This window comes from Gelidibacter mesophilus DSM 14095, from assembly GCF_000423005.1.
In the GTDB taxonomy this organism is placed as follows: Bacteria; Bacteroidota; Bacteroidia; order Flavobacteriales; family Flavobacteriaceae; genus Gelidibacter; species Gelidibacter mesophilus.
Window position 1 is genome coordinate 317,332 of the sequence record NZ_KE383968.1, and the last position, 20,667, is coordinate 337,998.

General features: G+C 36.4%; 16 protein-coding genes and 1 tRNA gene. 10 read left to right on the forward strand and 7 right to left on the reverse strand.

What is annotated here, in order from left to right; all coding sequences use genetic code 11:
• Window position 1: 1 nt before the first annotated feature.
• From G525_RS0119355 to G525_RS0119370, 4 genes are all read right to left on the reverse strand, one after another.
• Complete coding sequence (locus G525_RS0119355; protein ID WP_027127617.1) at window positions 2-481, reverse strand: IPExxxVDY family protein; 480 nt, start codon at window positions 479-481, stop codon at window positions 2-4.
• 126 nt (window positions 482-607) lie between these two features.
• Entirely contained in the window at window positions 608-1,354 is a 747-nt protein-coding gene (gene rnc, locus G525_RS0119360) for a ribonuclease III (RefSeq protein ID WP_027127618.1), read from the reverse strand.
• Between the two features lie 7 nt (window positions 1,355-1,361).
• Window positions 1,362-2,612 carry a beta-ketoacyl-ACP synthase II gene (fabF, locus tag G525_RS0119365; RefSeq protein ID WP_027127619.1) on the reverse strand — a complete coding sequence of 417 codons (1,251 nt, stop codon included), beginning with the start codon at window positions 2,610-2,612 and terminating at the stop codon, window positions 1,362-1,364.
• A gap of 12 nt (window positions 2,613-2,624) precedes the next feature.
• Complete coding sequence (locus G525_RS0119370; RefSeq protein WP_007647141.1) at window positions 2,625-2,858, reverse strand: acyl carrier protein; 234 nt, start codon at window positions 2,856-2,858, stop codon at window positions 2,625-2,627.
• A gap of 301 nt (window positions 2,859-3,159) precedes the next feature.
• On the opposite strand from G525_RS0119370, the gene purN reads away from it, so the two are divergent.
• From purN to G525_RS0119390, 4 genes are all read left to right on the forward strand, one after another.
• Entirely contained in the window at window positions 3,160-3,729 is a 570-nt protein-coding gene (gene purN / locus G525_RS0119375) for a phosphoribosylglycinamide formyltransferase (RefSeq protein WP_027127620.1), read from the forward strand.
• Window positions 3,730-3,828: 99 nt separating this feature from the next.
• The gene (locus tag G525_RS0119380) at window positions 3,829-4,467 is read left to right on the forward strand and encodes a ribonuclease H1 domain-containing protein (protein WP_027127621.1); all 639 of its coding nucleotides are present in this window, start codon (window positions 3,829-3,831) and stop codon (window positions 4,465-4,467) included.
• 602 nt (window positions 4,468-5,069) lie between these two features.
• The gene (locus tag G525_RS0119385) at window positions 5,070-6,002 is read left to right on the forward strand and encodes a PfkB family carbohydrate kinase (protein WP_027127622.1); all 933 of its coding nucleotides are present in this window, start codon (window positions 5,070-5,072) and stop codon (window positions 6,000-6,002) included.
• A 287-nt stretch (window positions 6,003-6,289) separates the two neighbouring features.
• Window positions 6,290-8,188, forward strand: a complete 1,899-nt coding sequence (locus G525_RS0119390; RefSeq protein WP_027127623.1) for an amidophosphoribosyltransferase — start codon at window positions 6,290-6,292, stop codon at window positions 8,186-8,188.
• A gap of 631 nt (window positions 8,189-8,819) precedes the next feature.
• Here G525_RS0119390 and G525_RS0119395 read toward each other — a convergent pair.
• On the reverse strand, window positions 8,820-9,428 hold the full coding sequence (locus tag G525_RS0119395) for a superoxide dismutase (RefSeq protein ID WP_027127624.1): 609 nt from the start codon (window positions 9,426-9,428) through the stop codon (window positions 8,820-8,822).
• 211 nt (window positions 9,429-9,639) lie between these two features.
• On the opposite strand from G525_RS0119395, the gene G525_RS0119400 reads away from it, so the two are divergent.
• From G525_RS0119400 to G525_RS0119415, 4 genes are all read left to right on the forward strand, one after another.
• Window positions 9,640-12,789 carry a UvrD-helicase domain-containing protein gene (locus G525_RS0119400; RefSeq protein ID WP_027127625.1) on the forward strand — a complete coding sequence of 1,050 codons (3,150 nt, stop codon included), beginning with the start codon at window positions 9,640-9,642 and terminating at the stop codon, window positions 12,787-12,789.
• Between the two features lie 23 nt (window positions 12,790-12,812).
• The gene (gene kbl, locus G525_RS0119405) at window positions 12,813-14,006 is read left to right on the forward strand and encodes a glycine C-acetyltransferase (RefSeq protein WP_027127626.1); all 1,194 of its coding nucleotides are present in this window, start codon (window positions 12,813-12,815) and stop codon (window positions 14,004-14,006) included.
• Between the two features lie 124 nt (window positions 14,007-14,130).
• Window positions 14,131-15,489, forward strand: coding sequence for an OmpA family protein (locus tag G525_RS0119410; RefSeq protein WP_027127627.1), 1,359 nt, complete (start codon window positions 14,131-14,133; stop codon window positions 15,487-15,489).
• A gap of 68 nt (window positions 15,490-15,557) precedes the next feature.
• On the forward strand, window positions 15,558-18,317 hold the full coding sequence (locus G525_RS0119415) for a PD-(D/E)XK nuclease family protein (RefSeq protein WP_027127628.1): 2,760 nt from the start codon (window positions 15,558-15,560) through the stop codon (window positions 18,315-18,317).
• Window positions 18,318-18,388: 71 nt separating this feature from the next.
• On the opposite strand, the gene G525_RS0119420 is transcribed toward G525_RS0119415, so the two are convergent.
• Window positions 18,389-18,462: transfer RNA gene (locus tag G525_RS0119420), tRNA-Ala, on the reverse strand.
• Between the two features lie 225 nt (window positions 18,463-18,687).
• Here G525_RS0119420 and G525_RS0119425 point away from each other — a divergent pair.
• Window positions 18,688-19,188, forward strand: a complete 501-nt coding sequence (locus G525_RS0119425; RefSeq protein ID WP_027127629.1) for a GNAT family N-acetyltransferase — start codon at window positions 18,688-18,690, stop codon at window positions 19,186-19,188.
• A 210-nt stretch (window positions 19,189-19,398) separates the two neighbouring features.
• On the opposite strand, the gene G525_RS0119430 is transcribed toward G525_RS0119425, so the two are convergent.
• Window positions 19,399-20,040, reverse strand: coding sequence for a 2OG-Fe(II) oxygenase (locus G525_RS0119430; protein WP_027127630.1), 642 nt, complete (start codon window positions 20,038-20,040; stop codon window positions 19,399-19,401).
• A 117-nt stretch (window positions 20,041-20,157) separates the two neighbouring features.
• Between G525_RS0119430 and G525_RS0119435 the strand changes: the two genes are divergently transcribed.
• Window positions 20,158-20,607 (forward strand): 6-pyruvoyl trahydropterin synthase family protein, encoded by a 450-nt coding sequence (locus G525_RS0119435; RefSeq protein WP_027127631.1) that lies wholly within the window; start codon window positions 20,158-20,160, stop codon window positions 20,605-20,607.
• The last annotated feature ends 60 nt before the right edge of the window (window positions 20,608-20,667 follow it).

A 20,667-nucleotide genomic window follows, 5' to 3' on the forward strand; every position in this document is an offset into this window, starting at 1 on the left:
ATCAAAAAATTAAGTTGTCCTTAGACTTTAGTTGGTCTACATCTATGGCATATGTTGTTACTACCTGAGGTATTCCCTGTATTTTTTCCAGCATCTGTTTTTCGTCTAAATACCGATCATCATTTGTCACTTTTATTAAAAAATCTACATTTTTTAGTTCAGGCAACAAATGGTATGTTTTCAACACTTTCTCGCTCGTTGAAAACAACGAACCGGAACTTTGCAAGCTGTCTTCTTCCTTCTTACAGACATTTGACACCATGTGCCAGGTTGTAAAAAACTCCTCATCAAACCATTCATAAATTGGATAAGTTGCTGCAAAATATTTATAATCCAAATCGTGACGCTGACGTTTCAGGTTCAGATTTAAATATTTATTAAGAAGATAGGCAAGTCTGTAATCTTCCAACCTACAGTGTACGGCTAAAAGCGAGTAGGAAGCGTCATAAAAATCATCTACAAGTAGTTTGTGTAACGCCATAGTGATAACAACATGAAGCGTAAAGATACCATTTTATCTCAACTGTGATGCGAAGTTTTACTTATTCTTAACAGGCGTAGCAAGCGAAATCGTTATAGTTAGCAACTTTTATTAAAAAACTAAAAACTATTCCTTAAACGATCTGTTAATTCGGTTTTGAAACGCAAAAAAAGCACGTTTGGAAGCCTTTTCTTCAGCTTTCTTTTTGGAGGTTGCTCGTGCCTTTGAAACTACTTTCCCATCGATAGAAAGTTTAACGGAGAAATGTTTGATATTGTCATTGCCGGTGTCTTCATAAACATTGAAATCGAAGGTTTTCTTTTCTTTTTGGCACCATTCAATCAATAAGCTTTTGTAGCTGATAACTTTGCCTTCAAGCGTTTCAATATCTATATGTTTATAAATAACATTTTTGTTGATGAATTTTTCGCATTGCTTAAATCCTTTGTCGAGGTAAATGGCACCAACAAGGGCTTCGAACAAGTTGCCGTGAATATTACTACCAAAATTGTTCTTAGGAATTTTTGCTTCCACATAGTCAATAAGCCTGAGCTCCTTTCCCAATTCATTAAGGTGTTCTCTACTCACTACTTTAGATCGCATTTTCGTCAAATAACCCTCGTCTCCTTCTGGTACTTCATCATAAAGATAGGCGGCAATAACCGCACCCAACATAGCATCCCCAACAAACTCGAGCCTTTCGTAATTGAGGGCCATCCCCTTATCGTCCTTGATGTTCATAGAGCGATGCGTGAAGGCCTTTATGAAAAGACTCTTATTTTTGGGCTTATAGCCTATGATTTTCTGAATTGCTAAAAAAAAATTCCCGTCAGATTTAGAACGGGAATTTAATATGTTACGAATGTAATTCATTCGGGATTTAGTCTAATTTTTTGAATAATACGCAGGCGTTATGACCGCCAAATCCAAAGGTATTACTCATAGCCACTTTAACCTCTCTCTTTTGAGCTTTGTTAAGTGTTAAGTTTAATTGTGGATCAATATTTTCATCTACAACGGTATGGTTTATCGTAGGCGGCACGATACCATATTCCATAGCCAAAATTGCGGCAATAGACTCAATAGCACCTGCAGCACCCAATAAATGGCCCGTCATAGATTTTGTTGAATTGATATTGATGTTCTTGGCGTGTTCACCAAAAACTTCCGTAATTGCTTTTAGTTCGGCAACATCACCTAAAGGCGTGGAGGTACCGTGTGTGTTGATATGATCAACATCTTCCGGCTTCAATCCAGCATTTTCCAAACAATTTCTCATTACGGCAATAACTCCTATTCCTTCAGGATGTGGTGCAGTCATATGATAGGCATCAGAAGACAATCCGCCTCCAAGTACCTCTGCATAAATTTTTGCCCCTCTTTCCTTAGCATGCTCATAATCCTCAAGAATAATAGCACCTGCACCTTCACCTAAGACAAAACCATCTCTAGTAGCGTCAAAAGGTCTAGAAGCTGTTTCCGGACTATCATTTCTAGTTGATAGAGCGTGCATGGCATTAAAGCCACCCATTCCTGCTTTAGTAACGGCTGCTTCACTTCCACCGGTAACAATAACATCGCAATAGCCCAAACGTATATAGTTCAAAGCGTCAATCATTGCATTAGCGGATGATGCACAAGCCGAGACCGTGGTATAGTTAGGTCCCATAAATCCATGTTTAATGGAAATGTTACCCGGAGCTATATCTGCAATCATCTTTGGAATAAAGAAAGGGTTGAACCGTGGCGTTCCGTCGCCTGCGGCAAAATTAAGTACCTCATCCTGAAAAGTCTCCAACCCACCAATACCAGCACCCCAAATCACCCCAACGCGAAGTTTGTCAACCACACTAAGATCCAATTTGGCATCTGCAATAGCTTCATCAGAAGCCACCATTGCATATTGCGTAAATCTGTCCATTCTGTTGACTAACTTGCGATCAATGAAATCGGTAGGTATAAAGTTTTTTAATTCGCAAGCGAATTTAGTCTTGAACTTTTCAGCATCAAAATAGGTTATAGGTCCAGCACCACTTTTACCACTAACCAGGGCATCCCAATATTCATCTTTGGTATTCCCGATTGGTGTAAGAGCACCTAACCCTGTCACTACAACTCGCCTTAATTCCATAAAGTTTGTTGCTTATTTTGCTGCTTCTATATAAGAGATAGCTTGACCTACTGTAGCGATGTTTTCAGCTTGGTCATCTGGAATTTGGATATCAAATTCTTTCTCGAATTCCATGATTAATTCCACAGTATCCAAAGAATCTGCTCCCAAATCATTGGTGAAGCTTGCTTCAGTGACAACTTCGTTCTCGTCAACACCTAATTTGTCTACTATAATCGCTTTTACTCTTGATGCAATGTCTGACATAATCTTTAATTTTAAGTTTTATTAATTGGCAAAAATAAAAAACTTTATTTTAAAACCCATTTTTATTTCTAGAATAAGCTAGAATGAGTTTGTAATTTAGTCAAAATACGGTGAAGTATTTCTATTTTACCTCCTAATTGTTAATAATTATTCTTTTTTTTGTTTTCGAAATTAGGAGCGAATATCTGTAAATGAAATGAGATTATGGAACTTTGCTGAACATATTTTTTAATTGGACCTCAAATTGCATCTGAATAGCTGAAGACAGGTCTGACTATAATTTTAAAACGAATAAAAGCAGATGAAACGGATTGTGATTTTTGCCTCGGGAAGTGGCACAAATGCTGAAAATTTAATCAAATTTTTTCAGAATAGTGATATCGGTTCTGTAGTTCAGGTTCTGACCAATAATCCTCACGCCAAAGTTTTAGAGCGCTGTAAAAGTTTAAAAGTGAGTGCACTGTCATTTAACAGAATAGCCTTTTCTGAAAGTCAGGATGTTCTCAATATTTTAAAGGCAGCAAAACCCGATTTGATAGTCTTGGCAGGTTTTTTATGGAAGTTTCCAGAATTTATACTTCACGAATTTCCAAATAAGGTCATCAATATCCACCCAGCCTTGCTTCCCAAATACGGCGGAAAAGGGATGTATGGCAGTTATGTTCATGAGGCGGTCGTCACCAATAAGGAAGTTGAAACAGGCATTACCATTCATTATGTCAATGAACATTATGATGAAGGAGCGATTGTTTTCCAGTCAAAATGTAAGGTTCACCCAACTGATACCGCTGAAGGAGTCGCTGCAAAAATCCATGAGCTCGAGATGGCCCATTTTCCAACTGTTGTGAAAGAATTGCTGAAATCTCAATGATTAAATTATAAAGTTGATCCTTTATCCCAAAAGAAATTAGGGCATATCTAAACACTATTTATAAATTAAAAGAGATTCCTGTGTTTGCAGGAATGAGGCATGAGCAAAAAGAAAAAATACTACACCGTCTGGAAAGGCCACAAAACTGGCATCTTTGAAAAGTGGAACGATTGTAAAGCCCAAATCAAAGATTTTCCAGGTGCGCAATACAAGTCTTTTGAAACCTTCGATGCTGCCAAAAAAGCATTAAATGGCAACTACAGGGATTATATTGGCAAATCCAAAAGCTTTAAAAGTGATTTGTCAGACGCACAACTAAAAAAAATAGGACAGCCCAACTACAATTCCATTTCGGTGGATGCAGCTTCAAGTGGCAATCCAGGCATTATGGAATACAGAGGTGTGGATACAAAATCGAAGAAACAATTGTTCATTCAAGGCCCATTTCCTGAGGGCACAAATAATATCGGGGAATTCTTAGCGCTAGTTCACGGGTTAGCATTGCTCAAAAAAAATGATAGCCAACGTATCCTTTACACAGACTCAAAAATAGCGATGAGCTGGGTGAGAAAAAAAACCTGCAACACGAAGTTGCCACGTAATCCTAAAAACGAGAAACTATTTGAATTGGTAGATCGAGCTGTTATTTGGCTTAAGGAGAACAGCTACAAAACCACCATCGTAAAATGGGAAACCAAGGCATGGGGTGAGATTCCTGCGGATTTCGGAAGGAAATAAATTAATTATCCAATTGTTTTTGAGGCAAGATTCTTGGAATGCAGACGGTTCTTTATTCAACTAAATAGAGAACACTTAATGGGCGTACTTTAGTAAACAGAATAATTTGTTTTTCTCCTATTGTGATTTTGAATCCTTTCGTCCATCATTGCTTTATAACCTTCTAATATTTCAAACGCATACACACCTTTTCGCAGCACCAACTCCCTTTAATTCTTTTAATCGATTTTCATTTTTTCCCATTGAACATCAATTTAGGAACATGTTCGGATAGTGCACTGTCAACTTCAAAGTAATTATCGTTTATTTACTTTCTTAATAACCATCTTAAAAGTTTCAATTTGTAATTTATTATCGCAACACATCCATTAATATTATTAAGATATCTGGAAGCAATAATTTATGGATTCACAATAGATGCAATGATCAAAACATCTCTAAAAAATATAGACTATTTCTCCATTATAAAGTCATATTTGAACCATACAAATGCGTGCCTAAGACATTTTGATTCTGAATGATTTCTTGTAAAATTCCCAAAAAACATTCGTGCATTCGTGGCGAAAAAGCCTTATATTTGCAGCAAATTTTGAAACCTCATTATGAGCAAATTAGTAATTGTAGGTACCGTTGCCTTTGACGCTATCGAAACACCTTTTGGAAAGACAGATAAAGTACTAGGCGGAGCCGCAACCTTCATAGGCTTGGCTGCTTCTCAATTTAATGTAGATGCTGCGGTCGTCTCGGTTGTTGGAGGTGACTTTCCACAGGAATATTTAGATTTACTATCTGATAAAAATATTGATATCTCTGGTATTGAAATCGTAAAAGAAGGCAAAACTTTCTTTTGGAGTGGTAAATATCATAACGATATGAACACACGTGATACATTGGCGACAGAACTTAATGTTCTTGCTGACTTCAACCCTATAGTTCCAGAAGATTACAAAAATGCCGACGTGGTTATGTTGGGCAACCTGCATCCATTAGTACAGATGGGTGTGTTGGATCAAATGAACAAAAAACCAAAAATGGTGATCTTGGACACTATGAACTTTTGGATGGATTGTGCATTGGAAGAATTAAAGGCCGTCATCAAAAGAGTAGATGTCATCACGATCAATGATGAGGAGGCACGTCAATTGACAGGAGAATATTCTCTTGTTGTGGCTGCTCAAAAAATACATAAAATGGGCCCGAAATATGTGGTTATCAAAAAAGGGGAACATGGTGCCTTATTGTTTCAAAACGAAAACGTGTTTTTCGCACCCGCATTACCTTTAAAAGAAGTGTTTGATCCTACAGGAGCAGGTGATACCTTTGCAGGTGGGTTTGCTGGATTTTTAGCAAAAACTGAAGACTATTCTTTTGAAAACATGAAAACTGCCGTTATTTACGGCTCCACTCTAGCTTCTTTTTGTGTTGAAAAATTTGGGACGGAACGCATGAAAAAACTCCAGGACAAAGAAGTTCATCAACGTTTGGAGCAGTTTAAGCAACTGACCCAATTTGAAATTATTTTAGAGAACAACTAGGAGACAACAAAAATTAACATGAGACGGTGCACTCTGATCTTTAAGAAATAGCTTTTACCATCCACTAAAGTTTTACTCAGAAAGAGCGCATTGTCAAAACGAAACGTAATAAATCAATTTAATATGATCTTAAAGCAACATCTATTGGGAACCTATAAAATTAAATTGACTTAAACTAACGCGCTCTAAATGAAGCGCGTTTTTTAATTACCTTAAATCGTAATAAATTTGATCTTGTTACGACTACATCATCGCAATATAAGCATATCTAAAATTTAAAAAAACCAATGAGTGATGCGTTAAAACATGAGTGCGGAATTGCCCTCATCCGACTTTTAAAACCTTTAGAATTTTACAAAGAAAAATACGGCAGTGCATTTTATGGGGTCAATAAAATGTATTTGTTGATGGAAAAACAGCACAATCGTGGACAGGACGGTGCTGGTTTTGCAAGCATTAAGCTAGACACAGCACCTGGCGAGCGCTACATCAGTCGCGTGCGGTCCATAGCTCAGCAACCCATTCAGGATATTTTTGCCCAAATTAATGAACGCATTAATAAAGAGTTTGCGGAACATCCTGAATACACCGAAGATGTGAACTTGCAAAAAAAGAACATTCCATATATAGGGGAGTTGCTTTTAGGACATGTACGCTACGGAACCTTTGGGAAAAACAGTGTTGAAAATGTTCATCCTTTTTTGAGACAGAACAACTGGATGCACAGAAATCTTATCGTGGCCGGAAATTTCAACATGACGAATGTAAATCAGTTGTTTGAAGGTTTGGTTAAAATAGGACAGCATCCTAAAGAAAAGGCAGATACCGTTACCATAATGGAAAAGATCGGTCATTTTCTAGACGATGCGGTTGCCAAAAAGTACAAGCAACTTAAATACGAAGGCTATAATAAAAACGAATGCTCACCTTTGATCGCTGACCGTCTCAATGTTGCAAAAATATTGAAGCGCTCTGCGAAAGACTGGGATGGCGGTTATGCGATAGCTGGACTTTTAGGACACGGAGATTCTTTTGTGCTTCGCGATCCTGCAGGCATACGACCGGCATATTATTATCAAGACGATGAGATTGTAGTGGTTGCTTCTGAACGTCCCGTCATCCAAACGGTATTTAACGTCAATTTTGAGGACGTCAAAGAATTGACACCGGGACATGCCATCATTACCAAAAAATCTGGAGAAACCTCCATCAAAAAAATATTAGAACCTACAGAGCGCAAGGCCTGCTCTTTTGAACGCATCTATTTCTCCAGAGGGAGTGATGCCGAAATATATCAAGAACGAAAAAAATTAGGAAAGTTGCTAATGCCAAAAGTCTTGGAGGCCATTGAATTTGACACTAAGAATACGGTGTTTTCCTATATCCCAAATACGGCTGAAACCTCATTTTTTGGAATGATCGAAACCGTTGAAGCACATCTCAACAAGAAAAAAACAGAAGCCATCCTTAACGGCAACGGCGAATTGTCTGCTGAAAAGGTAACCCAAATATTATCAGAACGCCCACGTATTGAAAAAATAGCCATTAAGGATGTTAAACTGAGAACTTTTATAACTGAGGATAGCAGTAGAGACGATCTGGTAGCCCATGTTTACGACGTTACTTATGGGGTCATAAAACCTACAGACAATCTAGTTATTATCGATGATAGTATTGTACGTGGAACAACCTTAAAAATGAGCATCATTAAGATGATGGATCGCTTGAACCCGAAAAAAATAGTGGTTGTTTCTTCAGCACCTCAAATTCGTTATCCTGATTGTTACGGAATTGACATGGCTAGACTGGAAGATCTCATTGCTTTTAGAGCGATGCTAGATTTGTTAAAAGAAAACAACAAATACCATCTTGTAGAAGAGGTATATTCCAAATGCAAAGCTCAAGAGCATCTAGAGGACAAAGAAGTAAGAAATTTTGTAAAAGAGCTGTACAATCAATTTAGTGCGGAAGAGATTTCAGATAAAATAGCTGAACTTATTTGCGATTCTTCAGTCAAAGCAGAGGTCAAAACAATATTTCAAACTATTGAAAACTTGCACCTGGCATGCCCAAAAAACCTAGGAGATTGGTATTTTACAGGAAATTATCCAACAGCTGGAGGCAACAGGGTGGTCAATAGAGCTTTTATCAATTTTTATGAAGGCAATAATAAGAGAGCTTATTAACTTTGAAACGAATGAAACACCCCAGTTTCAGTGCAAAATCACGCTTAATCGGATAATTTAGTAATTCATCTAAATTTTATGTGAACTTGTTAAAATTCAATATACTTTAGTATCACCATAACATAAGTAGGTTAAGTTCATGGTAGATTTGGGGCAAAAAAAGGTAAACATCTGTTTACCTTTTTTTATGCCCTTTTTTATTTGCGATACTCTATTGATTAGCAAACTGATAGTTAAACATACTTAAATAATTACTTTTTAGAGGAAAACCACGTTTTACCTGTATTTTCGACAATACAACTTCATTCAGCCTAATTTATACGTAGTTTATCTAATAAATTAAATGATTACATTTTAGTCCACTTATATTTGCTTCACCATAACATAAGTAGGTTAAGTTTATGGTAGATTTGGGGCAAAAAAGGTGGACACTCGTCCACCTTTTTTCATTTCCACACCTACGAAAGCCGGTGTCTTATTAATCGCATTTCCAAATAAGATTTTTCAAAAACCTAAATCCAGTTTAAATAAAAAAAGCAAACTTTAAAAAGTTTGCTCTTATCATTAAAAAACCTGCAGGGCTTCACAAACCTTGCAGGTTGATTTTTAAAACATTTTAAATATCTGCATATTATTTTGCTTCCGCATAGCGTCTTTCAACTTCATTCCAGTTGATTACATTAAAAAATGCATTGATGTAATCAGGTCTTCTATTTTGGTAGTTCAAATAGTAAGCGTGTTCCCAGACGTCCAATCCTAAAATTGGAGTTCCTCCACAGCCTACACCAGGCATCAATGGATTATCTTGGTTTGGTGTTGAGCAAATTTTTACTTTTCCGCCCTTGTGCACGCACAACCAAGCCCATCCTGAACCAAATTGTGTAGCAGCAGCCTTGCTAAATTCATCTTTAAATGCATCCACTGATTCAAACTCAGCTTCAATAGCATCTTTCAATCCGCCAGACAAACGTCCTTTCCCTTCTGGGTTCATTACTTCCCAGAAAAGTGAATGGTTAAAAAAACCGCCACCGTTATTTCTAACAGCTTTATTGTCCATATCTAAGTTGATCAAGATATTTTCGATCGTTTTTCCTTCGAGGTCTGTACCTTCAATAGCAGCATTCAGTTTATCAGTGTACCCTTGATGGTGTTTTGTATAATGTATTTCCATTGTTTTTGCATCAATATGAGGCTCTAAAGCATCATATGCGTATTTTAATTTCGGTAATTCGAAAGCCATAATGTGTATATTTTTAAGTGTTAATATTTATTCTACCCAAATTTACACATAAAACTGTGCATTAAAAAATATTAACCCTTTCGTATTAAAGAGTTAAGAAAAGTTTAACGTTGCCGGACTACGAATAAAACACCACTAATGAATGTTGAAATCATATAAATTAACACGGGAAATCCGCTTAAGTTTTTATCTTGTCTAAAAAATCGCAAAAATGGCCGAACATCCTTTCTCAATATATAATGCTTCAGCAGGCAGTGGTAAAACCTTTACGCTAGTAAAAGTCTATCTAAAAATTCTTTTTAGCACCAATCATGCCAATGCTTTTAAAAACATTTTAGCGCTTACCTTTACCAATAAGGCCGTTGCCGAGATGAAGGAACGTGTTGTGGATATGCTCATCGAGTTTTCAAATCCGAAGATTTTAGAAAGGCCAACCCCGATGTTTAACTTGCTCTCAGAGGAACTACAAATAGATTTTCAAAAACTGCATGAGAAAGCAAAACTTATTTTAAATACCATTGCCCATAACTATGCTGCTTTTGATATTTCAACCATTGACAAGTTCAATCACCGCCTCATCAGAACTTTCGCCCATGATTTGAAATTACCTCTAAACTTTGAAGTGGAACTTGACACTAGGACTGTTCTTGCAAAAGCAGTTGATCAACTTATAGATAAAGCGGGCGCAGAAAAAGAACTCACAAAAATACTCGTTGATTTTGCCATTGAAAAAGCTGATGACGATAAAAGTTGGGATGTGGCCTTTGATTTTAATCAAATTGCCCAATTGTTGATCAACGAAAACGACATTCCTTTCATTGAATTATTAAAGGACAAGTCACTAGATGATTTTAAGCTACTTAAAACCCAACTTATTGCACAAATTGTACAATCAGAACAAGAAATTAGCCAAAAAGCAAAAGAAATGCTTGCTCTATTTGAAGCAAGGGGTTTGCTTTTTAATGATTTTTCAAGTGGTTATCTTCCCAAACATTTTTTAAAATTAGCCGAGGGTAACCTTAATGTAAACTTTGACGATTTAAAATGGCAAACAGATTTGATGGAGGGGAATGCGCTTTATCCAAAACGTGTGGATGTCTATAAAATGGAAACAATAAATGGTCTCCAACCTCGTATTGTGGGCGCATTCAAAGCCACCAAACAGCTGATTATTCACTCTAAATTTCTTAAAAACGTACTTAAAAACCTCACGCCGCTATCTGTTCTAAACGCTATTTACAAGAGTCTTCAAGAGATAAAGACCGATGAAGATTTGGTACTTATTTCCGAATTCAACACTCTTATCAGTACAGAGATCAAATCACAACCAGCGCCATTTATTTATGAACGTTTAGGTGAAAAATTCAAACATTATTTTATTGATGAGTTTCAAGATACCTCTGTAAAACAATGGGAGAATCTGGTTCCATTAATTGACAATGCCATTTCGGGGCAAAATTTTAAGGGGGAAACAGGTTCTGTAATGTTGGTTGGTGATGCAAAACAGGCTATTTACAGATGGCGTGGCGGAAAGGCTGAACAATTTATAGATCTATATACAGAAAATGATCACCCTTTTCAAATTCAACAAAAAGTGGAGAACTTACCTGTCAATTATAGAAGTTTAAAAACCATTGTAAATTTCAACAACAGTTTTTTCAAACATATAGCCACGTTTGCTTTTACCAATCCTTCCCATTGTGAAATTTATGAAGCGAGTCGCCAGGAACAATCCATACAAGGCGAAGGTTTTATCGAACTTTCGTTTTTAGATTTTGAAAAAGAAGAAAAAGACAACGCCTATGGTGCTAAAGTATTAGACGCCATTCAAAAGGCACAAGAAAATAAATTTGCACTACGTGATATTTGCGTCATCACTAGAAAGTCCAAAGAAGGCATTGCACTGGCTGAATATTTGAGCATTAAAGGTGTTCCCATCATTTCTTCAGAGTCATTATTGCTTAAAAATTCTCCTGAAGTGCAATTTCTCACCAATATTATAGCGTTGGCATCACAACCCTATAATGATATGTTAAAAATTGAGGTTTTGGCCTATTTGGCAGAGCATCAACTCCAACTGCCAGACAAACATTCCTTTTTTGAAAGCTCGGTACACTTAGAACCTGTTGAGCTATTTAAAAACTTGACACGTTATAGTCTCTTTTTCGACTACAATCAGTTTTTACAACTTCCTTTTTATGAGGCCGTGGAAAGTATGGTCCGCCAATTTCATCTGAACAAAACATCTAATGCGTATATTCAATTTTTTCTTGATGAAGTATTGGATTATTCCCAGAAATATAATGCCGGCTTTTCTAATTTCACTGCACATTGGGAGATCAGAAAGGAAAAGCTTTCCATAGCAGCGCCACAAGGCAATAATGCAGTTCAGATTATGACCATCCACAAGTCAAAAGGATTGGAGTTTCCAGTTGTTATTTTCCCTTATGCCAATCAAGATATATATTTTGATATGTCCCCCAAGATGTGGTTTCCAGTTGATCCAGAAGCCTTCAATGGTTTTTCAAATGTCTTCATTAATATCAATAAAGATCTTGAAGAACTCGGAGAGTTAGGCCAATCCATCTACGCCAATTATAGGGCACAATTGGAATTGGATAGCATGAACCTATTATATGTAGTACTTACACGAGCTGTTGAGCAGCTCTATATCCTATCAGAGTACGATCTTGATAAATCTAAAAACGAAAAATTAGGGTTCTATTCGGGCCTGTTCATTAGTTATCTTAAATCGGTAGGCTTATGGAATGAGGATGAGAAAATTTATACGCTTGGGCAACCAAGTCGTATTCTATCGGTTAAAGATGTCCAAACATCCGTCATTCAAGAGCGCTTCATATCTGTGGCCAAAGAAAGCCATGATTTACGTATTGTAACCAATGCTGGGTATTTGTGGGACACAGAACAAGAAGCCGCCATTGAAAAAGGAAATTTAGTGCACCTGATCATGTCGAAAATTGAAACTGCCAAGGATATCGATTATGTTTTTGAAGAGCTTGAAAACAAAGGGAACCTCAATGCTCAACAAAGCTTGGAACTCAAACCCATGATTGGACAGATAGTCAATCATGAGCAGTTAAAAAAATTTTTCAGATCTGAACTTTCTGTTTATAACGAAAGAGACATCTTAGCTGCTGGAGGTCTGATTTCTAGACCAGATCGGATTGTGGTAAATGATAAGTTAGAAGCCGTTATTATAGATTATAAAACAGGTGCAGAACGTCCTGCACATCAAAATCAGATTAAGGAATATCAAATTATTCTTGAAGAGATGGGCTTTAAGGTGATAAAAAAAATACTTATCTACATAAATGAGGACATTCAGATAAAAGAATTTTAACTTTGTAAAAAACCATATTGATTATGTACGGCAAAATACAACAACACTTACAAAAAGAACTCGAAGACATTAAAGAAGCAGGTCTTTATAAAGAGGAGCGCATTATCACTTCACCTCAGGGTGCAGAAATAACCCTGAGCACGGGAGAAACTGTTCTGAATTTTTGTGCCAATAACTATTTAGGTCTTTCTTCTCATCCTGAAGTGGTGCAGGCTGCTAAAGACGCATTGGACAGCCATGGTTTTGGCATGTCTTCAGTGCGTTTTATTTGTGGCACTCAAGACATCCACAAAACATTAGAACAAAAAATTGCAGAATTCTACGGCACAGAAGATACTATACTCTATGCAGCAGCCTTTGATGCTAACGGTGGGGTATTTGAGCCTTTACTGGATGCTGATGATGCCATTATATCAGATTCCTTAAACCACGCTTCCATTATTGATGGCGTTCGTTTATGCAAGGCTGCCCGTTATCGCTATCAAAACAGCGACATGGAAGATCTTGAGAACCAACTTATTGCAGCAAATGAGAACGGCGCCCGATTTAAGATTATTGTAACCGACGGGGTCTTTTCAATGGATGGCTTGGTAGCGCCCTTAGATAAAATTTGTGATTTGGCAGATAAATATGATGCCATGGTGATGATAGACGAATGTCACGCTACTGGTTTTATTGGCGAAACAGGTCGTGGTACCCTAGAAGAAAAGGGTGTTATGGACCGCATAGATATTATTACTGGTACACTTGGGAAAGCTATGGGCGGCGCCATGGGCGGCTATACCACCGGAAAAAAGGAAATCATTCAAATGCTTCGTCAACGTTCAAGACCTTACTTGTTTTCTAATTCGCTCGCTCCTGCATTGGTTGGTGCCTCTATTAAAGTCTTTGAAATGCTTTCCAATGACACTACCTTAAGAGATAAGTTAGAAGAAAACACCAAATATTTTAAAGAAGGCATGCAAAATGCTGGTTTTGATATTATAAATGGTGATTCAGCTATTGTTCCTGTTATGTTATATGATGCAAAACTGTCTCAAAACATGGCAAATATGCTTCTCGAGGAAGGAATTTATGTGATTGGTTTCTTTTTTCCGGTGGTTCCTAAAGATAAAGCCAGAATTAGAGTTCAACTATCGGCTGCACATACCAAAGAGCACTTGGACAAAGCCATTGCAGCTTTCATTAAAGTTGGAAAATCATTGAATATTATTTAAAATTAGTCCAAACACTACTATTTTAAGGCAATTATCCAATATTTTTATATATTTGTCTTTGTTAATAAAGTATAACAACTTACTTTTGTTCACAATTAACACTTAAAAATTAAATTATTAGAATATGAAAAATCTTAGCAGATTATTTTTCGCTATGTTGCTTCTATTGAGCTTTAGCAACGCCAACGCGCAGGACGAAAACAACCCTTGGGCAATTGGGGTTGGCGTAAATGCAGTTGACTTTTACCCAACGGGTGAAGACGGACAAGGTACAATTTTTGATGAATATTTCAATTATTCAGATCACTACAACGTCTTGCCTTCATTATCTTCAATATCTGTTTCTAGATATTTATCAAGCGGGTTCTCGATAACCGCAGCTGGTACTATCAATGAAATCGATAAAATCGGAGACTCATCAGCTGATGATTTATCTTACTATGCTTTAGATGGTACAGTAAAATATAGCTTCGGCCCTCTAATGAACTCAAAAGTATTTGAGCCTTACCTAGGAGTAGGTGGTGGTTACACTTGGGTTGATGATATTGGAGCTGGAACAATAAATGGAACCCTTGGTTTCAACTTATGGTTCTCTGATAATATTGGTATGACTTTCCAATCTTCTTACAAACATGCGTTTGAAGATTACTTAGCTACACATTTCCAACACACTGTTGGTTTAGCGCTTAAATTTGGTGGAAAAGACACTGATGGCGATGGTATTTATGACAAAGATGATGCTTGTCCAGACGTTCCTGGTTTACCAGAATTCAATGGTTGTCCAGATTCAGATGGTGACGGTATCGAAGATTCTAAAGATGATTGTCCTAACGAAGCCGGTTTAGCTGAGTTCAACGGTTGTCCTGATACTGACGGCGATGGTGTTCCAGATAATAAAGATGACTGTCCTACAGTTGCTGGTTTAAAAGCATTGAACGGTTGTCCAGATGCTGATGGTGACGGTGTTGCTGATCATTTAGATGAGTGTCCTAACGAAGCTGGTCCTGCCGCTAACAAAGGATGTCCTTGGCCAGATACTGACGGAGACGGTGTATTAGACAAAGATGATAAATGTCCTAATGAGGCTGGTACTGTTGCAAACAACGGTTGTCCTGAAATTAAGCCAACTCCTGCTGTAATGAAAACTTTGAATGACTATGCTAGAACAATCTTGTTTGACACTGGTAAATCAAGTATCAAAGGTCAGTCTAAAGTTGTAATGGAAAATATTACTGCAATATTAAAAGAGTATCCTAAAGCGAACTTCTCAATTGATGGATATACTGATACTGTAGGTAACGAAAGATCTAACCAACTTTTATCTGAAAGAAGAGCTAATTCTGTAATGGATTACTTAGTATCAAACGGTATTGCTGCTGAAAGATTATCAGCTAGAGGATTTGGTGAAGCTAATCCAATCGACTCTAACAAAACTGCTTCTGGTAGAGCTAATAACAGACGTGTTGAAGTAGTACTTCAATAAGATCAGTTAACAAAAATAATTAAGTACTTAAACGCTCCGAATATCGGAGCGTTTTTTATTTTTATACAATGAGAAGTTTTTTAAGAGAAGTTATAGAAGACATACAAAAGGAAGGCCTAAATATTTGCAAACTTACTTTTATTCTACCCAGTAAAAGAGCTGGTACATTTTTAAGAGATATACTTTCAAATACCACTAAACAAACCATCTTCGCTCCAAAAATCGTAGCGATTGAAGAGTTTGTTGAGGGCCTCTCTGATCTCAATTATGCCACAAATACTGAACTTATTTTTGAATTTTATAAAGTTTACAAAAATATCACCCCTGAACCTCAATTGGAATCATTTGATCAGTTTTCAAAATGGGGACAACTTTTGTTACAAGATTTTAACGAAATAGACCGGTACCTGATAGATCCGGATCATATTTTTGATTATTTAAAATCAATTAAGGAAATTAATCATTGGTCGCTGGCAGAAGAGCAAACACCTTATATTAAGAATTATTTAGCCTTCTGGAACCGAATTAAAATCTATTATAAAAGTTTTAAAGAAGAGTTAATACTCAATAAAAGAGGGTATCAAGGATTAGTTTATCGTGAAGCAGTCAAGGAAGTCACCTCCTATATGAATTCAAATCCTGATACAAAACATATTTTTATTGGATTCAATGCCCTAAACAATGCAGAAGAACGCATCATTCAAGAATTATTGCAACAGGGTTTAGCAGAAATCTATTGGGATATTGACCGTACCTTTCTAAATAATCCCATTCATGATGCCGGCCTATTTATAAGACAGCATATGAAGGACTGGCACTACTTCAAACAAAATAAACTTAAATGGATTGCTGAAAATTATAGTACTCAAAAGAACATTCATACAGTAGCGATTCCAAAGAACATAGGTCAAGTAAAATATATTGGAGAACTATTGGACACCTTAGCAATAGCCGATTTAAAAAAAACGGCGGTTGTTTTAGGTGATGAAACCCTTTTAATGCCGTTATTGAATTCCATTCCCAATAAAATTGAAGCCATCAATATTACCATGGGACTTCCACTTAAATCGGTACCCCTTACCTCTTTATTTGATTTATTATTCAAGATTCAGAAAAACCATACCAATACGATTTATTACAAAGATGTCGTTTCCATTTTATCGCATTCCTTTATACAATCTGTCATAACAGATAACAACGTTAATGTCAGCAATGAGATCATAAATTATATACAGAGCAACAATATTGTGACGCTTTCTGTAGAAAAACTGATAAGTTTGGCACCATCAAAAGAGGACTTTATTGCGTTACTATTTCAGTCTTGGCAGAATAATCCTGAGAAAGCATTTGAAAACTGTTCTCAACTCATCTTAACGCTTAAAAGACACCTCGATTCAGAGAAGTCAAAAAATCTTTTAGCATTGGAATATCTCTATAGATTTAATCAGATCTTTAATGAACTTCAGCGCTACAACACTAAGTATAAACTCATCAACAACAGTACAACCCTCTACTCGCTTTACAAAGAGCTATTGAGTAGCGAAACTTTAGATTTTCAAGGAGAACCGCTACAGGGGCTCCAAATAATGGGCATGTTGGAATCTCGTGTTCTGGACTTCGAAACAGTCATTATATCCTCAGTTAATGAAGGGATCTTACCGGCAGGAAAAAGTACAAATTCCTTTATTCCCTTTGATGTAAAACTTGAAAATGGACTACCCACTTTTAAGGAAAAGGATGCAGTATACACCTATCATTTTTATAGACTGCTACAACGTGCAAAAAATGTTTACATTATTTATAACACCGAGGCAGATGTCTTAAATGGTGGCGAAAAAAGCAGATTTATTACGCAACTTCAAATTGAAAATATCCATAAGATAAAACATAGTATGGTGGCTCCAAGAGTAGAAGTAGCCCAAAAACAACTTAAAGTTATTAAAAAATCAGCTGCTACTATGACACGATTGCAGCAAATTGCCAATTCGGGATTTTCACCATCGTCATTAACCAATTATATTAGAAATCCGTTAGACTTTTACTATCAGAGCGTTTTAAAAATTCAGAGTTTTGAAGATGTTGAGGAAACCGTTGCAGCAAATACCTTAGGAAGCGTTATACACCAAACTTTAGAAGATTTCTACACCCCATATAAAGGAACGTCGCTGACCGAGGCTCATCTATTACAAATGAAAACCCTTATAAATCAAAGCGTTACCATTCACTTCAAATCGTTTTATAAAGAAGGTGATATGACCAAGGGTAAAAATCTGATCATTCTAGAGGTAGCAAAACGTTATGTCTCAAATTTCATTAACAAAGAGATCGAAACATTGAAAGCTGGGCATCGGATTAAAATCATTGATCTAGAAATGGAACTCAACATTCAGCTCCATATTCCAGAATTAGATTTTCAGGTCAATTTAAGAGGCACTGTGGACAGAATTGACGAATTGGACGGCACACTTAGGATCATTGATTATAAGACGGGAAAAGTCAACCAAGGACAGGTAGAAGTTGTAGATTGGGAGGACATCACCTTAGATTATAATAAATACAGCAAAAGTTTTCAAGTTTTAGCCTACACCTATATGCTAAACGAAACAAAAAAATTCAGTCAGCCCATTGAGGCTGGAATTATTTCTTTCAAGAATCTTCAAGGCGACTACTTTTTAAAATTTGCTAAAAAACAAGCGGCAAGAAGTAGAGACAGAGATCACAGCATATCAGCAGAGACTTTGGAGGCATTTTATATGGAACTTAAAAAATTGATTTTAGAAATCTGCAATCCAGACATTGATTTTATTGAAAAAGACGTAAATCATTAAGCATTCTAAAGGAAAACAACCCGAAGAACTCATTAAAGCAAAAAAGCAATGCTTTCGCATTGCTTTTTCTGTGGAGAAGATCGGGCTCGAACCGACGACCTCTTGGCTGCCAGCCAAGCGCTCTAGCCAACTGAGCTACATCCCCAAATTAATTTCATGGCATTTCTGAACAACGGCAAACTTAAAAAATAATTTTCTTTTTAAGCGTCTTTTCTTATACTATATTTTTAAGCGAAAAATATTCCTAATCCAACCTGCTGAAACAAAAACAAAGTGATAAATAATTTGTTTCAACATAATAACTGATCCTCGCACGGAAATAAGCTCCATTTCTCATTTAAACACTAAATTTGCCCAAAAAGGATTATTAATGATTCGAAAAGCAACATCTTCAGATATTCAGTCCATTTTATCATTGACTAAAGCCTGTGCCAGGTCTATGATAAGCAATGGCATTTACCAATGGAATGAACATTACCCTAACGCAACAGCCTTTGAAAAAGATATTGATAGAGATGAATTATATGTACTAACCAATGAAAACACCATCGTTGGCACCATTGTCATTTCTACCTTTATGGATGACGAGTACCTCCCTATAAAATGGCTGACTCCAAATGATAAAAATCTTTACATCCACCGTTTGGCAGTACATCCTGACTACCAAGGTCTAGGTTACGCACAAAAGATGATGGATTTTGCAGAAGATTATGGAAAGACCAATGGCTATGACTCCATAAGATTGGACACCTTCTCAAAAAATGAAAGAAACCAGAAATTTTATGAAGTACGCGGTTATAAACGTTTAGGGTCTATTTATTTCTCTAAACAAAGTGAACATCCATTTTATTGTTTTGAACTGCTTCTATAAGATTTTCAATGATGGTGGTAAGACTCCATTTTATCGTAAAATTAAGACACGTCTTTTTTCAAATTGAACAAAACAAGTAACTTTGACAACAATTATTCTAATATAGAATTATGGAAATCCTCGAATTTTTAAGCGGCAACGGCCTTTTTTTAGTTTTGGCCATAGTATTGGTCGTCATTTATATCTACAACCGAAGAAAAAACAAGTAGCTTATCGGGTTTTAAGCCAACCTGTAATGCTCAATCGTTGAGTATGGACAGGCTTAACTTCATGCTCAAGAATCTGGCTTTCGAAAATCACCACTCGACCGGGAAAGGGATAGATCACTTTTTCCACTTCCCTGCCATTGTCATCTAAATATAGCACCAATTCACCACCATTTTCTGGTAACCAACCGTCTTCATTCAAATAAATAACAAAAGACAATTTACGGCGGTCATCATTCTGAAAAGTGTCTAAATGTCGTTTATAGTAAGTCGCTTTTGGATATAACGCGTAGTGAAACTCTTTGTGAAGAATGCCTAAGAAGCAAGTTCTATTGAGATAGGACACTAAATTATTGATTTTCTCAAAAAACATGCTTTCTGCAGCATTGGCAGTCGATTCGTCAATCCATAAAATAACATCGCCTCTAATTGATTTTACGATGATTTCATTTATTCTATTCCCAATTGCAGCTTTCTTAAAAGCATCTTCTTCATGTTTTTCAATTAAAGATTGCCTTAAGATCTGGACCTCATGTGGCGAAAAAAAATCTTCAACAATAGCGTATTTTTGAACCAAGATATTCTCAATAATGCGCTCGTAGATAGGATCTTCAACAAAAGCGAGGTCTTCAAAAATTGGATTCATTAAAAGGAGGAATTATAAGATTGGATTCAAATAAATTATGACCATTTATCGGTCAAATGTAATCTAAAAACAGATTCCTTTTACAAATTGAATATCTTTGTAACAAATTGATGCTATATGAGCAAAATTCGAATTACAAAACAATTTTCGTTTGAAACTGGACACGCCTTATATGGATATGATGGCAAGTGCAAAAATGTGCACGGACACAGCTATAAGTTATCGGTCACGGTTATTGGTACACCAATAAACGATACTTCAAACGTAAAGTACGGGATGGTTATCGATTTTTCAGATTTGAAAACTATCGTCAAACGTGAAATCGTTGACGTTTTTGATCATGTTACCGTATTCAATAAAAATACACCACACGTTGAATTAGCAAAAGAGCTAAAAAATAGGGGCCACAATGTGCTTTTAGTCAACTATCAACCTACCAGTGAAATGATGGTAATCGATTTTGCTGAAAAAATAAATCACTATTTACCAGACAACATTCAACTTCATTCTTTAAAACTTCAGGAAACTGACACAAGTTTTGCAGAATGGTATGCGAGTGATAATTAGAGGGTAGTCTTCAGTCGACAGTCCGCTTTGGGTAACGACGCGAGCTTTGCTCTTCTTAAT